Source organism: Streptomyces sp. NPDC052101, assembly GCF_040680235.1.
In the GTDB taxonomy this organism is placed as follows: Bacteria; Actinomycetota; Actinomycetes; order Streptomycetales; family Streptomycetaceae; genus Streptomyces.
This window is the reverse complement of record NZ_JBFAWH010000016.1, coordinates 129,653-143,949: the sequence shown is the minus strand read 5'-3', so window position 1 is coordinate 143,949 and position 14,297 is coordinate 129,653. Positions and strand designations below refer to the sequence as shown.

General features: G+C 70.9%; 14 protein-coding genes. 6 read left to right on the top strand and 8 right to left on the bottom strand.

What is annotated here, in order from left to right; all coding sequences use genetic code 11:
* Positions 1-63: 63 nt before the first annotated feature.
* The gene (locus AB0L75_RS27220; protein ID WP_365185665.1) at positions 64-669 is read right to left on the bottom strand and encodes a DUF2017 domain-containing protein; all 606 of its coding nucleotides are present in this window, start codon (positions 667-669) and stop codon (positions 64-66) included.
* Between the two features lie 13 nt (positions 670-682).
* Positions 683-1,000: an ATP-dependent Clp protease adapter ClpS gene (gene clpS / locus AB0L75_RS27215; RefSeq protein ID WP_365185663.1), complete on the bottom strand. Its 318-nt coding sequence runs from the start codon at positions 998-1,000 to the stop codon at positions 683-685.
* Between the two features lie 57 nt (positions 1,001-1,057).
* On the opposite strand from clpS, the gene AB0L75_RS27210 reads away from it, so the two are divergent.
* The gene (locus AB0L75_RS27210; protein WP_365185660.1) at positions 1,058-2,404 is read left to right on the top strand and encodes a nicotinate phosphoribosyltransferase; all 1,347 of its coding nucleotides are present in this window, start codon (positions 1,058-1,060) and stop codon (positions 2,402-2,404) included.
* Between the two features lie 98 nt (positions 2,405-2,502).
* Positions 2,503-3,096, top strand: a complete 594-nt coding sequence (locus AB0L75_RS27205) for a nicotinamidase (RefSeq protein WP_365185657.1) — start codon at positions 2,503-2,505, stop codon at positions 3,094-3,096.
* A 12-nt stretch (positions 3,097-3,108) separates the two neighbouring features.
* Here the strand turns inward: AB0L75_RS27205 and AB0L75_RS27200 are convergent, their stop codons facing one another.
* Both AB0L75_RS27200 and AB0L75_RS27195 read right to left on the bottom strand, forming a co-directional pair.
* A complete protein-coding gene (locus AB0L75_RS27200; RefSeq protein ID WP_365185655.1) occupies positions 3,109-3,429 on the bottom strand; it encodes a hypothetical protein in 321 nt (106 codons plus the stop codon).
* A gap of 121 nt (positions 3,430-3,550) precedes the next feature.
* A complete protein-coding gene (locus AB0L75_RS27195) occupies positions 3,551-5,911 on the bottom strand; it encodes an immune inhibitor A domain-containing protein (protein ID WP_365185652.1) in 2,361 nt (786 codons plus the stop codon).
* Between the two features lie 285 nt (positions 5,912-6,196).
* On the opposite strand from AB0L75_RS27195, the gene AB0L75_RS27190 reads away from it, so the two are divergent.
* On the top strand, positions 6,197-6,442 hold the full coding sequence (locus AB0L75_RS27190; RefSeq protein ID WP_365185649.1) for a hypothetical protein: 246 nt from the start codon (positions 6,197-6,199) through the stop codon (positions 6,440-6,442).
* A 75-nt stretch (positions 6,443-6,517) separates the two neighbouring features.
* Here AB0L75_RS27190 and AB0L75_RS27185 read toward each other — a convergent pair whose 3' ends face one another.
* Both AB0L75_RS27185 and AB0L75_RS27180 read right to left on the bottom strand, forming a co-directional pair.
* Positions 6,518-7,273: an RDD family protein gene (locus AB0L75_RS27185; protein WP_365185646.1), complete on the bottom strand. Its 756-nt coding sequence runs from the start codon at positions 7,271-7,273 to the stop codon at positions 6,518-6,520.
* A gap of 75 nt (positions 7,274-7,348) precedes the next feature.
* A complete protein-coding gene (locus tag AB0L75_RS27180; protein WP_365185644.1) occupies positions 7,349-8,893 on the bottom strand; it encodes an RDD family protein in 1,545 nt (514 codons plus the stop codon).
* A gap of 246 nt (positions 8,894-9,139) precedes the next feature.
* Between AB0L75_RS27180 and AB0L75_RS27175 the strand changes: the two genes are divergently transcribed.
* Positions 9,140-9,553, top strand: a complete 414-nt coding sequence (locus AB0L75_RS27175) for an SsgA family sporulation/cell division regulator (RefSeq protein ID WP_365185643.1) — start codon at positions 9,140-9,142, stop codon at positions 9,551-9,553.
* A 17-nt stretch (positions 9,554-9,570) separates the two neighbouring features.
* Here the strand turns inward: AB0L75_RS27175 and AB0L75_RS27170 are convergent, their stop codons facing one another.
* Positions 9,571-10,977 (bottom strand): FAD-linked oxidase C-terminal domain-containing protein, encoded by a 1,407-nt coding sequence (locus AB0L75_RS27170; protein WP_365185641.1) that lies wholly within the window; start codon positions 10,975-10,977, stop codon positions 9,571-9,573.
* A gap of 92 nt (positions 10,978-11,069) precedes the next feature.
* On the opposite strand from AB0L75_RS27170, the gene AB0L75_RS27165 reads away from it, so the two are divergent.
* Positions 11,070-12,524, top strand: a complete 1,455-nt coding sequence (locus AB0L75_RS27165; protein WP_365185638.1) for a tetratricopeptide repeat protein — start codon at positions 11,070-11,072, stop codon at positions 12,522-12,524.
* 22 nt (positions 12,525-12,546) lie between these two features.
* Here AB0L75_RS27165 and hppD read toward each other — a convergent pair whose 3' ends face one another.
* Complete coding sequence (hppD, locus tag AB0L75_RS27160) at positions 12,547-13,692, bottom strand: 4-hydroxyphenylpyruvate dioxygenase (RefSeq protein ID WP_365185635.1); 1,146 nt, start codon at positions 13,690-13,692, stop codon at positions 12,547-12,549.
* A 122-nt stretch (positions 13,693-13,814) separates the two neighbouring features.
* Between hppD and AB0L75_RS27155 the strand changes: the two genes are divergently transcribed.
* Complete coding sequence (locus AB0L75_RS27155) at positions 13,815-14,294, top strand: Lrp/AsnC family transcriptional regulator (RefSeq protein ID WP_365185633.1); 480 nt, start codon at positions 13,815-13,817, stop codon at positions 14,292-14,294.
* Positions 14,295-14,297 lie beyond the last annotated feature (3 nt).

Here is a 14,297-nt window from a genome sequence, read left to right as displayed (position 1 = left end):
CGGGATCGTTATCCGGATTTGAGCGTCCGCTGAGCGAACACTCGTGCACCGCAAATGCCGTATTCACGACATCAGCGTGCCGACCAAGGTCTCCTGGAGCCCGCCCAGCCACAGATAGGCCATCACCATCGGCTTGCGCGGGTCCTCGTCGGGGAGCCGGTAGAGCAGATCGGTGTCGTCCTCGTCGGTGATCTCCAGCCGGGTGCCGATCGCGAGCCGCAGGTCGTTGAGGGCGCTGAGCCACTGCCGGGACTCCTGCGGGGACAGCTTCAGCACCGCCCCGCCCTCGTCCACCGGGGCGAGCGCGTCCAGGGCGCGGATCACCGCGAGCGCGTTCTCGCGCTTGCCGGCCCTCAGATCATTCTCGGTGTAGCGGCGGAACTCGGCGGAGTGGGCCCGCCGCTCCTCGGCGTCGGCGGGCGAGTCCGGGGCCTTCTCCGGGTCGCTGTAGGCGTCCGGGAAGAGCCTCAGCAGCACCGGGTCGGCGGGCGGCTCGCTCGGACCCTCCGCGAACAGCTCGGCGAGCGGGTCCTTCGGAGTGTCGGCGCCAGGGCCGGGACCGATGAGTTCCAGCAGCTGGACGGCCAGCGACCGGATGATGGAGATCTCGACGTCGTCGAGTGCGACGGCCGCGCCGCCGCCGGGGAGCGGTTCGAAGTGTCCGGGCATGAAAATGGGTTCGCTACTTCCGGTCCTGCTGCAGGGTGGCCCACAGACCGTAGCCGTGCATCGCTTGTACGTCGCGTTCCATCTCCTCGCGGCTCCCGCTGGAGACGACTGCCCGGCCCTTGTGGTGGACGTCGAGCATGAGCTTGGTGGCCTTGTCCTTGGTGTAGCCGAAGTACGTCTGGAAGACGTACGTCACATAGCTCATGAGGTTGACCGGGTCGTTGTGCACGATGGTGACCCAGGGGACGTCGGGTTCGGGTACGGCGAAGACCTCCTCCGTCGACTCGGTGCGTTCGATCTCTACGGGCGCGGGTGACGTCACAGTGCCCATGCTGCCACGCTCAGCGAAAATCGTCACACTGACGAAATGGGGGTACCATCGGTTGCCATGAACACAGCGGACCTTGGGCTGCCGGTGGATGTTCCCTCGACGGCACTCTTCACGGACCAGTACGAGCTGACGATGCTGCAGGCCGCGCTGAAGGCCGGTACGGCCGAACGGCGGAGCGTGTTCGAGGTCTTCACCAGGCGGCTGCCGGACGGGCGCCGCTACGGCGTGGTGGCCGGCACCGGGCGCGTCCTGGACGCGGTGGAGAACTTCCGCTTCGACGCGGGCCTCCTCGGCTTCCTGCGCGAGCGGAGGATCGTCGACGAGGAGACCCTCCAGTGGCTCGCCGGCTACCGCTTCAGCGGGGACGTCTGGGGCTATCCCGAGGGCGAGGTCTACTTCCCCGGTTCGCCGATCATGCGGGTCGAGGGCACCTTCGCCGAGTGCGTGCTGCTGGAGACGGTCATCCTCTCCATCCTCAACCACGACTCCGCGATCGCCGCGGCCGCCTCCCGTATGGCCTCCGCCGCCGGGGAGCGCCCGCTGATCGAGATGGGCGCCCGCCGCACCCATGAGCTGGCGGCGGTGGCCGCGGCCCGGGCGGCGTACGTCGGCGGCTTCACGACCACCTCCGATCTGGCGGCCGGCTTCCGCTACGGCATCCCGACCGTCGGCACCTCCGCACACGCCTTCACCCTGCTCCACGACCATGAGCGGGACGCCTTCCAGGCCCAGGTCGACACCCTCGGCCGGGGCACCACCCTGCTCGTGGACACCTACGACGTCGCCCAGGCCGTCCGTACGGCGGTGGAGGTGGCCGGGCCCGAGCTGGGCGCGGTCCGCATCGACTCCGGCGACCTGCTGCTCGTCGCGCACCGGGTGCGGCAGCAGCTGGACGAGCTGGGGGCCACGAAGACGAAGATCGTGGTCACCTCCGACCTGGACGAATACGCGATCGCCTCGCTCGCCGCCGCCCCGGTGGACGCGTACGGCGTCGGCACCCAGCTGGTCACCGGCTCCGGGCACCCCACCTGCTCCATGGTCTACAAGCTGGTCGCCCGCGCCGAGTCCGGCGACCCGAAGGCGCCGCTGGTGCCGGTCGCGAAGAAGTCCAGCGGCGGCAAGACCTCCGTCGGGGGCCGCAAGTGGGCGGCGCGCCGGCTGGACGAGGACGGGGTCGCCGAGGCCGAGGTCGTCGGCACCGGGCCGGTGCCGCCCGAGCTGGCCGACCGGCAGCTGCTCGTCGAGCTGATCAAGGGCGGTGACGTACTGGCCCGCGAACCCCTGGACGTGCCCCGGGACCGGCACATCGCCGCCCGCGCGAACCTCCCGCTCTCCGCTACCCAGCTGTCCCGAGGGGAACCCGTGATTCCGACGGAGTACGTCACCGGGCGCTCGGGTAGCTAGAGCGGGACCGCAGTCCGCCCCCCTCGCATGCCCCCTCCCGTACGGGCCCCGAAGTCTCTAGGCTCAGTTACTTAACTCATCGTCGAAGGACACCCGCCATGCGCCGCGCCTTGATCGTCGTAGATGTGCAGAACGACTTCTGCGAGGGGGGCAGCCTAGCGGTGGCCGGGGGTGCGGACGTGGCCGCCGCGATCACCGAACTGATCGGCCAGGCGGCGGGCACCGGATACCGCCATGTGGTGGCCACCCGGGACCACCACATCGCCCCCGGCGGCCACTTCGCCGACGACCCCGACTTCGTCCGCTCCTGGCCCGCGCACTGCGTCGCGGGCACGGAGGGCGTCGGCTTCCACCCGAACTTCGCCCCGGCCGTCGCCTCCGGCGCGATAGACGCGGTCTTCGACAAGGGCGCCTACTCGGCCGCCTACAGCGGCTTCGAGGGCGCCGACGAGAACGGCGTCCCGCTGGCCGACTGGCTGCGCGCCCGCCACATCGACGAGGTCGACGTGGTGGGCATAGCCACCGATCACTGCGTACGGGCCACGGCCCTGGACGCGGCCCGGGAGGGCTTTCGCACCCAGGTCCTGCTGGATCTGACGGCGGGGGTCGCTCCGCAGACGACGGAGCGGGCCCTGGAGGAGCTGCGGGAGGCCGGAGTGGAGCTGACGGGCAAGCCCGTGGTCAGCGGCTAGGCGGCCCAGAGGTCACTGCACCACCGCCGACCTGCGAAGCAGCGCCCGGATGGGATGCCACAGCTCGTTCACGATGACACCGTTGTCGGCCGGTGCCGTGCGCCATATCAGGCCGTCCGGGTGGTGCAGGACCGCCGTGATCTCGTCCGGCGACGGGGGCGCGGCATTGCCCCGGAGGTAGATCGCACGCAGCCCCAGGTTGCGGAGCCTGGTCAGGGCTCGGGCGCGGTTCTGGGCGTGCACCAGTACCCGCACCGCGGTGGTGTCGTAGGGCAGGTTCAGTGCCACCACGACCGTGCCGTTCGGCAGTTTGCAGAAGCCTCCAGCGGCCATGCGGTCACATCCCCGTTTCGGTCGGTGTCAATAAGCGGTCCACAGGACGCACCTAAACACGATCGGCGGCGACCCGCCAAGGGGTTGCCGCCGATACGCGTCTGACCTGCGAAAACGTTGATTAGTTCACCGCTGGACCAACCTTGAGGAAGATCGTCGAGCCGTTCTTGGCCTCCTTGACGATCTCGATCTTGGTGTTGGTGTCAGTGACCTTCACACCGCCGGTGGGGTTCGCCGGGTCGTAGTAGGTGCTGGTGTGGTCGTTGAAGACCGGCACCCCCTTCGACGCCGCGATCACCGTCGGGACGTCCGCCTTGTCCAGCGTGATGCCGTCCGTGTCATAGAGGCTGAACGGGGAGTCGTAGGCCTGCATGCGGTTGCGCATCAGCGTGCCGTCGGACCACTTCATCGCCGTCGGGTGGGAGTCGATCGGCAGGATCAGGCCGGAACCCGGGTGGCCGTTGGTGCTGTTGGTGTTGTTGTCCGCCTGGGAGGTGTCCCACTTCCAGATCAACAGGCCGTTCTGGTACGGGTAGTGCTCCACCCAGCCGGGGCGCTTGGCCGAACCGAAGTTGTACGGGCCGGTCCTGAGCGTCTTGTCGTAGGACACGTACTGCCGGTTCTCGGCGATGTAGTACTGCTTGTAGTCCTTGGTGAAGGACGCGCCGATGCGGGAGAAGCCGCTCGCGGTCCACCCGGCGTCCTGCGTCTCGGCGTTGTCCGAGAAGAGCGGCGTGCCGTCGGCGGTCACGGAGATCTCGTCCGCCGTGAAGCCGTTCTCCGCGACCCCGCTGTCGGTGGCGTAGCGGAAGCGCAGGTCGATCTTCTTGCCCGCGTAGGCGTCGAGCGGGTACGAGAGCTTCTTGTGCGTCTGCGAGAAGCCGGTCAGCGCCGGATTGCCGCTGGCGTCACGCGGGATGGCCTGGCCGTCCGCGGTGCCGTCCAGCGCGGTCCAGTTGGCGCCGCCGTCGGTCGACACCTCGGTGTAGACGAAGTCGTAGCCGTCCTCGGTGGCCCACCAGCCGTCCAGGTCCAGCTTCGCCGAGGACTTGCCGGTGAGGTCCACGGACCGGGTCAGCGTGTTCTTCAGGTCGTTGCCGCTGCCGCTCCACCACTGGGTCGAACCCTGGGCCGGCTGGGTGATCGTGGTGGTGACCGCCTTGTCCGGCAGATTGACCACGAGGGCCTGCTTGTTCCAGGTGTTGTACTCGGCGACGCCCAGCTTGTGCGTGGACTGCGCACCCGCCTTGGCGGTGTCGTAGTTCAGCCAGCCGAGCTGCAGCTTGTCCCAGGCGTTCATGTCGCCCGGCAGATTGCCGATGGACTCCTTGCCGGTACCGAGCCAGGAGCCGGAGGACATCAGGGTCCAGAAACCGGTCGAGTTGTCGCCGCCGGCGGTGTCGTACTCGTCCGGCAGGCCGAGGTCGTGGCCGTACTCGTGGGCGAAGACACCGAGGCCGCCGTTCTCCGGCTGGATGGTGTAGTCGCCGACCCAGATGCCGGTGTCGCCGATCTGGGCGCCGCCGAGCTTGTTGCCCGCGGGGCCGGTGGAACCCTTGTCGGTGCCGAAGGCGTACCAGCGGTGGGCCCAGATCGCGTCCTTGCCCTGCGCGCCACCGCCCGCGGACTCGTCCTCACCGGCGTGCACGATCTGGAAGTGGTCGATGTAACCGTCGGGCTCGTTGAAGTTGCCGTCGTGGTCGTAGTCGTAGCGGTCCCACTGGTCGTACTGGGCGAGGTCCTTCTTGATGTCGGCGTCCGACTTGCCGGCCGCCTTCTGCTGGGCCACCCAGGCGTTCAGACCGTCGCTGACCACGTTCCACACGCTCGGGCAGTTGGTCTGGCCGCAGGCGTTGTTGCCGTAACGGGCCTCGTTGTAGGGGACCTTGACCCAGTCCGAGACCTGCCCGTCGACCGAGTAGCGGCCCGAGGACTGCTTCTCGTAGTACTTCTTCAGCGACTCGGTCTTCTTGCCGGTGCCGAAGTAGAGGTCCTGGTAGTGCTTCTGGTCGTAGTCCTTCTGCCAGGCCGTGGAGTTGTCGTTCTTGCGGTCCGGCGCGGCGATCTGGTTGTGCAGGGGGCCCGCGGTGCCGCCGAACTTGGGGTCGGTCTTGTCCCCGAACTCCACCAGGATGGTGAAGATCTTGTCGGTCTTCTCGCGGCTCAGCTCGACGTACTTGCTCTTGCCCTTGCGGCTTCCCAGCGCCACGACCTTGGAGCCGTCCCGCTCCTGCGCCTTGGCCTTCCCGGATATGAGCTGGTTCAGCGCCTCCCGGCGCTGGGCCGCCTGGGTCTTGCTGAGCGGGCCGTCGAGGTCGTGCGCCTGCTGCTTCACCGGCGCGGGGTCGTGCCGGTTCGCGACGGCGGAGTGGTCCGCCCGGGTGGCGGCCTCCGCGGCGGCGAAGGTGGCGAACGTGGCGGAGGCCGCCGCGAGCGTCACACCGACCGCGGCCGCTCTGAACGTCCAGGATCTGCTGGTCACTTGAGTTCCCCTCCCGCGCTGCACGCAGGTGTGCATGGTCGAATGCGCGTTTCAAGTGACGTAATTTGACTAGAGGTTTAGAAGAAAAGACAGACCTTGACTCAGCCAGTTCGTGTGCACTATGCGGAGTTGACGTCCGTTTTACGGATACCGTGCTTCCTGTGCGCCCCCCGTGCACCCGTACCGTGGGTTAGGTCACGCTTACCAGGCATTCGACTCGGGCATGCACGCGAAGAGAGAGTCGAAGGCACCCCCGATCCGAAGACTTCCGAGGACACGATTGCCATGCCTCGTCCGACTGCCGCACAGCTCGTTTACGGTTCCTGCACCGTGATCTTCTCGACGCTCGCCATGCTGCTGCTGTCCCAGACGAGTTCGGGCCTCGGGATCACCGTGATCGCCCTCGCGGCGCTGGCCCTCGGGCTGCTCGTGGCGATGACGGTGCCCCTGCCGAAGGCCCCCGCGCCCGAGCCACCGGCCGCCTCCGCCGAGTCCGTACCCCAGGAACAGCCGGTGTCCACGGCACTCTGAGCGACGCATACGAGAGCGGCGGGCCCGTGATCCCACGGACCCGCCGCTCTCGTATGACCGCCCATAGCACTTCGCTCAGTCGGTGCTGACCACCACCGTCTTGGCCGCCTTGTCGTGCAGGCCCTGTTTGTACGGCTTGTCGAAATAGCTCCAACCGCCGCTGATCGCCGTCCAGATGCAGGCACAGCAGAAGGCGAACGGCACCCAGAGGACCAGGGAGCGGATCAGGTTGGTCTGCACCGAGGGTGTGGCGCCGTTGTCCAGGTTCGCCACCCGGATGTTGAGCCACTTCTTGCCGAGGGTCTGGCCGTGCTTGCTCATCATGAAGGTGTCGTACGCGATGTAGAGCACGGCCGCGATGACGGACTGCCCCACGGACTTGCCGACCTCGACGTGATCGCCGTTGACGTTGTACTCGCGCACACCGAAGCCCCAGGTGAGCAGCCAGACGACGATGCCGACGAGGATCATGTCGACGATCCGCGCGAGCGTCCGCTTGCCGCTGTCGGCGAGCGGCGGCATACCCGCCAGCGGGTCACCGGGGTACCCGCCGGGACCGGCGCCATAGGGCCCGCCGCCGTAGGGGCCACCGCCGTAGGGAGGTGGCTGGCCTCCGCCGTAAGGGGGTGGCTGCTGGCCGCCGCCATAGGGGGGCGGTTGCCCGCCGCCGGGCGGTGGGGGCTGCTGGCCGCCGGGCGGCGGGGGCTGCTGGGCGCCGCTGTACGGGGTGTCGTACGGCGAGCCCGACCCCTGGTCCGACGGGGGCCGCTTCCTGAACGGGTCGTCCTCGGGGGGCTGCTCTCCGGAGCCGGGGGGCGGTTCGCTGCTCATGGCCCGAGTGGACCGCGAACGCCCCGGCTCCGCACCCGGCGGACGGCCGTACGGAGTACGCCCCTGCCTCCTGGGTCAGCCCGCGACGAAGGTGTGCGCCGCCTTGTCGTGCCAGCACTGGTGCCAGGGCCGGTCGACCAGGCACCACAGCACGCCCACGACCCCGATGCCGAGCAGCCCCGGCACGCTGTAGACCAGCCAGCGGCGCAGCGCCGGGCCGAAGGCCGGGGGCTCGTGCGCCTCGATGTCCCGCACTTCCAGGCCCAGCAGCTTCTTGCCCAGGGTGCGGCCCCACTTGACGGTCGGCAGCACCTCGTACACGACACCGACGAGCAACAGGACGGCGACGACGATGCCGAGGCTGGTGGCGGTCGTCCCGTCGAGCAGCCAGACGGTCACCTCGTGGCCGGACACCCTGGCCGCGTCGATCTTCTGCTGGACGTGGTCGACGGCCCTGGTGCCGAGCGGTACGGCAGCGGCGGCCGTCACGGCGCCCACGACCAGTGTGTCGATCAGCCGGGCGGCGAACCGCTTGCCGAGTCCGGCGGGACGGGCGGCGGCCTGCCGGCGCGCGGCCGCCTGGAACGGGTCCTCCACCACCGGCTTCCACGGCGCCACGGGCTGCTCGTCACCGCCACCGGCCAGCTGGTGCACCTGCTGCGCCCACGACGCCTGACCGCCACCGGATCCGCTGGTCACCGGGGTGACGGGGGCGGCCGGGGCACCGCCCTGAGCGGGCACGGAGGGTGCCACGGCGGCGGACGCGGACGGCGCGGCCTGGGCGGGCTGTGCGAGCTGCGCGGCCCCGGGTGCCTGCGCTGCCTGGGCTGCTTGGCCTGCTTGGGCTGTTTGCGGTGCCTGCGCGGCGGCACGCGCCGCGGCCGCCTTTCCGGCGCCGAAACCGGGGCCTCCCGACTGCGGGGAGGGGATCGAGGGGGTCGCGGCGGCGGGCGGGGTGGGTGCGCCGACGGGACCCTGCGGCCCGAAGCCACCGGCGGCACCGGCGGCACCGGGCGCGCCGGCCGAAGCGTGCGGGCCGAAACCGGCGCCCGTCCCCGCTTCCGCGCCGGAGGCCTGCGGGCCGGACGAGGGCCGGGGGCCGTAGCCCTGGCCCGGTACCGGGCGGAACGTCATCGTGCCCTCGTCCTTGACGGCCGCGGGCCCCGGGACCGGGCGGCGGAAGACGAACGTGCCGCCGGCGTCCTGGCCGTCGCCCTCCGCCGACGGGACCGGGGCCGTGCCGTCGCTGCGGCCGCCGCCGTGGCCTGTCGGCCGGGCCGGGCCCTCGGCGGGCACCCTGGGGTCGACGCCCCAGGCGGTACGTCCGGTGCCGTCACCGGTACCGGCGGCGGAGTGCTGCCCGGCGGGCCTCGGCTCCGGGTCCTCGTCGAAGAAGTGCGGGCCCGTCTCCTCCACCGCGGGAGCCGCGGGGGCCACGGGAGCCGCGGGGCGGACGCCGGGCGGCGGGGCGAGCGGCTCGCCGTCCTTCGGCGCCGGCCGGCTGGTGCCGGGCACCCAGGAGGCGCCGTTCCAGTACCGGACGTATCCGGGGATGGACGGGTCCGGGTAGTAGCCCTCGCGGGGCCTGTCGTCACCTGGGGCCGGGGTTGGGGCGCTCATGTCCGTCGTCCCGTATCTGCTCGGGGGTGGGATAGGGGCCTCCACATCTATCAGACCGCGGCAGCCCGCAGCGCCAGTCCCGCAGGACCCACCCCTTTCCGGGCAACGCCGTGCCCGGTTCTCACAGGTCCGTGACAAAAAATTTCCCCGAACCCGCGTAATGGCCCGGCCCCTGCCCTCTCTCCCCTGGTACGGGCCCGTCCCAAGCGGCCCCGACCAGCGCGGACGAGGAGAGGAACGCAGGTCATGCAGCACATCGTGGTGGAACGCGAGCTGGAGCTGAGGCTCATCCTGTCACCGGAACGCGGCATCCCGGTACCGGCCCGGCTGAGCTACCGCTCCGACGATCCGTACGCCGTCCACATCAGCTTCCACATCAACTCCGAGTCCCCCGTCAACTGGACGTTCGCCCGCGACCTGCTGGTGGAGGGAGTGTTCCGGCCGTGCGGGCAGGGGGACGTGCGGGTGTGGCCGACGAAGGTGGACGGGCGCAGCGTCGTACTGATGGCGCTCAGCTCGCCGGACGGGGACGCGCTGCTGGAGGCGCCCGTCCCGCAGGTGTCGGCCTGGCTGGAGCGGACGCTGCGGGCGGTCCCCCCGGGGACTGAGGGCGGTCAGCTGGGCATCGACGACGCGCTCGACCAGCTGCTCGCCCGGTGAACGGCCGCAGCGGCGGCTCAGAGCACCTTGCCCGGGTTGAGGATGCCCAGCGGGTCGAAGGCCTGTTTCACGGCCCGCTGCATCTCGATGCCGACCGGGCCGATCTCGCGGGCCAGCCACTCCTTCTTCAGCACGCCGACGCCGTGCTCGCCGGTGATGGTGCCGCCCAGTTCCAGGCCGAGGGCCATGATCTCGTCGAAGGACTCGCGGGCCCGCCGGGACTCGTCGGCGTCCTCGGCGTCGAAGCAGACGGTGGGGTGGGTGTTGCCGTCGCCGGCGTGTGCGCAGACCCCGATGGTCAGCCGGTACTTCTCGGCGATGCGCTCGACGCCCTCCAGCATCTCGGCGAGCCGCGAGCGGGGCACGCACACGTCGTCGATCATCGTCGTGCCCTTGACCGCCTCCAGCGCGGTCAGCGAGAGCCGCCGGGCCTTCAGCAGCAGCTCGGACTCGGCGGCGTCCTCGGCCGGGACGACCTCGGTGGCGCCGGCGGCCTCGCACAGGGCGCCGACGGCGGCGAGGTCGGCGGCCGGGTCCGGGGTGTCGAAGGCGGCCAGCAGCAGCGCCTCGGTGGTCTCCGGCAGGCCCATGTGGGCGAGGTCGTTGACCGCCTTGACGGTCGTACGGTCCATCAGTTCGAGGAGGGACGGGACGTGACCGCCCTCCATGATCCGGCAGACCGCGTCGCAGGCCGCGGCCGCGGAGGGGAACTCGGCGGCCAGCACCAGCTGCTGCGGCGGCTTCGGCTTCAGCGCCAGCACGGCCCGCACGACGATGCCGAGCGAGCCCTCGGAGCCGACGAAGAGCCGGGTGAGGTCGTAGCCGGCCACCCCTTTCGCGGTACGGCGCCCTGTGGACATCAGACGGCCGTCGGCGAGGACGACGTCCAGGCCGAGGATGTACTCGGCGGTCACGCCGTACTTGACGCAGCACAGCCCGCCGGACGCGGTGCCGATGTTCCCGCCGATCGTGCACATCTCCCAGCTGGAGGGGTCCGGCGGGTAGTACAGGCCGTGTTCCTCGACCGCGTGGGAGAGGGTCGCGTTGATCACGCCCGGTTCGACCACGGCGATCCGGTCGACCGGGCTGATCTCCAGGATGCGGTCCATCTTGGTCAGGGACAGCACGACGCAGCCGTCGATGGCGTTGGCGGCGCCGGACAGACCGCTGCGGGCGCCCTGCGGGACCACGGGCACCCGCAGCTCGGTGGCGACGCGCATGACGTGCTGGACCTGTTCGACGGTGCGCGGGAGCACGACGACGGCGGGGGCGCCCGCCGGGCAGAAGCTCGCCATGTCGTTGGCGTAGGACGCGGTGACGTCGGGGTCGGTCAGGACGGCCTCGGCGGGCAGGCCGGCCAGGAGCCGGTCGGTGAGGTTGCTGGTTTCCTCGTCGCGGGGCGCTTCGATACGGCTCATGATCACAGCCTGGCACTCGCAGCCATCGGTGTGAACCCCGTCCTCGCCTCCCTTGGGCCGCCCGGATCAGCTCGTCGTATTGACGCACAGTGAGCGCCATGGACAACCGAGTCCGCGTGCCGGGCACGTCTGCGCTCCTGCCGGCCGAGCCGCCGCCACGCCGCGCCCGCAGGTGGCTGCGCCGGCTGCTGGTGGCCGCGCTGGCCGGCGGTGTCGTCGCGGGTCTGGGGCTGATGCTGCCCGAGGAGACGCCGCACCAGGCCCTCCCGCCGCCCGCCGCCGGTCCGCAGGCGCGGACGCTGACGGCGGTGGCCTCGGGGGTGCCGACCGCGCTGCCGCAGCTGACGGCGCTCGTCCGGCAGCAGGAGCGGCGGGTGCGGGCCCGGCCCCTGGACGCGCCGGCGTGGGCCGTGCTGGGGAACGCCTATGTGCAGCGGGGCCGCCGGACGGCCGACCCGGCGGACTATCCGCGGGCCGAGCAGGCGCTGCGGACGTCCCTGCGGGTGCGCGCGGCGGGGAACACGGAGGCGCTGGACGGGATGGCCGCGCTCGCGCTGGCGCGCCGGGACTTTCCGGCGGCGAGACTCTACGGCGAGCAGGCGCTGAAGGCGGCGCCGGACCGGTGGACGGCGTATCCGCCGCTGATCGAGGCCTACACCGGGCTCGGCGACTACAAGGCGGCCCGGGTCTCGCTGGACAAGCTGCTGGAACTGCGCACCGGCCCGGCGGACCGGCCCGCGGTGATGGCCCGGGCCTCGGCGGTCTACCAGGACCGGGGCTGGCGCGAGGACGCGGTGGCCCAGCTGACCGACGCGGCGGCCGCCGCCGGCACACCGGCCGAGCGGGCCGCGTATCTGACCGGGCTCGGGCAGCTGGCCTGGGAGCGCGGGGACCCGCAGGACGCGCTGCGGCACTTCGAGGCGGCCGTGGGCCTCGATCCCGACCAGCGGGAGGCGCGGGCCGGACAGGGCAGGGCGCTGGTCGCGCTGGGCCGCGTGGAGCAGGCGTTCGCCGCGTACCGGGCGGCGCTCGACCGGCATCCCAGCCCGCAGGACGCCTTTGAGCTGGGCGAGCTGTACGAGGCGCACGGCATGGGCGCGTCGGCGGCGGCGCAGTACGAGCAGGTGAAGGCGCTGGAGCGGCGGGAGGCGGCGGCCGGGGTCGACGACGCGCTGCTGATCGGCCGGTTCGAGGCCGACCACGGGGACCCGCGGGAGGCCGTGGTGCGGCTGCGGGCGGAGTGGCGGCGCCAGCCGGCGGCCGAGGTCGCCGACGCGCTCGGCTGGGCGCTGCACCGGTCCGGCGCCGACCAGGAGGCGCTGGCCTTCGCCACGGCTGCGACGGACACGTCCAGGGCCGGGGTGCGCGACGCGCTGTACGCCTTCCACCGCGGCCTGATCGAGCAGGCCCTGGACCGCCCGGCCCCGGCCCGCCGCCACCTCCAGGAGGCCCTGCGCCTCAACCCGTACTTCTCGCCCCTGGGCGCACCCGCGGCGCGCGCGGCGCTGGGGGTGCTGGGCGAGCAGCCGCCGGATGAGGCGGTGCCGAGGTGAGGGACGGCCGGCCCCGCCGCGCCTACAGGTTGCCGCGCTTTTCCTGCTCGCGCTCGATCGCCTCGAACAGGGCCTTGAAGTTGCCCTTGCCGAAGCCCATGGAACCGTGCCGCTCGATGATCTCGAAGAAGACGGTCGGGCGGTCCTGGACCGGCTTGGTGAAGATCTGCAGCAGATAGCCGTCCTCGTCGCGGTCGGCGAGGATCTTCAGCTCACGCAGGGTCTCGATGGGCACGCGGGTGTCGCCGACCCACTCGCCGAGGGTGTCGTAGTAGGAGTCGGGGGTGTTGAGGAACTCGACGCCGGCCGCGCGCATGGTGCGCACCGTCTGCACGATGTCGTTGGTGTTCAGCGCGATGTGCTGGACGCCCGCACCGCCGTAGAACTCCAGGTACTCGTCGATCTGGGACTTCTTCTTGGCGATCGCGGGCTCGTTGATCGGGAACTTGACCTTCAGGGTGCCGTCCGCGACGACCTTCGACATCAGCGCGCTGTACTCGGTGGCGATGTCGTCGCCCACGAACTCCTTCATGTTCGTGAAGCCCATGACCTTGTTGTAGAAGGCCACCCACTCGTTCATCCGGCCGAGTTCGACGTTGCCGACGCAGTGGTCGATGGCCTGGAAGGTGCGCCGGGCGGGCGGTTCGACCATCGGCGCGGCGGTGACGAAGCCGGGCAGGTAGGGGCCGTCGTAGCCGGAGCGGTCGACCAGGGTGTGGCGGGTCTCGCCGTAGGTGGCGATCGCGGCGAGGACGACCGTGCCGTGCTCGTCCTTCAGCTCGTACGGCTCGGCGACCGAGCGGGCGCCGTGCTCGACGGCGTAGTCGTGGGCGGCGCGGGCGTCCGGGACCTCGATGGCCAGGTCGACGACGCCGTCGCCGTGCTCGGCCACATGCTCGGCGAGGAAGTGGCCCCAGGTGGTGGCGGGCTTGATGACCGAGGTGAACACGAAGCGGGCGGAGCCGTTCTCCAGGACGTAGCTCGCGGTCTCGCGGCTGCCGTTCTCCGGTCCGGAGTAGGCGACCAGCTGCATGCCGAACGCGGTGGAGTAGTAGTGCGCGGCCTGCTTGGCGTTGCCCACGGCGAAGACGACCGCGTCCATTCCCTTGACCGGGAAGGGGTCGGCCTGCCGTGCGGTGTCGGGAGTGTGGTGTGTGGTCTGCGTCATAGCGGAAGGGTGGCTCCGCTCTGCAAGGTGCGCAATAGTTTCTGAATTCACTGCACAATCTGCTCAGTGCTACGACCGTGTCGGCGGTCTTTCTGTGCAGGATGACCACCCCTGGGGGTGCTGTGGCGATCGATCATCTGGACGGGCGGATCATCGTGCTCCTGGCCCGGGAGCCGCGCATCGGCGTGCTGGAGATGTCCCGGCGGCTGGGGGTCGCGCGGGGCACGGTGCAGGCGCGCCTGGACCGGCTTCAGTCGAACGGAGTCATCCGCGGATTCGGTCCGCAGGTGGACCCGGCGGCCCTCGGATATCCGGTGACGGCGTTCGCGACGCTGCAGATCCGGCAGGGCCAAGGGCCTGACGTCCGGGCGCACTTGGCGACCGTGCCGGAGGTGCTGGAACTGCTGACCACCACCGGCAGCGGGGACATGCTGTGCCGGCTGGTGGCCCGCTCCAACGCCGATCTCCAGCGGGTGATCGACCGGGTCATCGGCTTTGATGGCATCGTCCGGGCCTCCACGGCGATCGTCATGGAGAACCCCGTTCCGCTGCGGATCATCCCCCTGGTGGAACAGGCCGCCCGGGAGGCGAAAGGGACCTAGGCC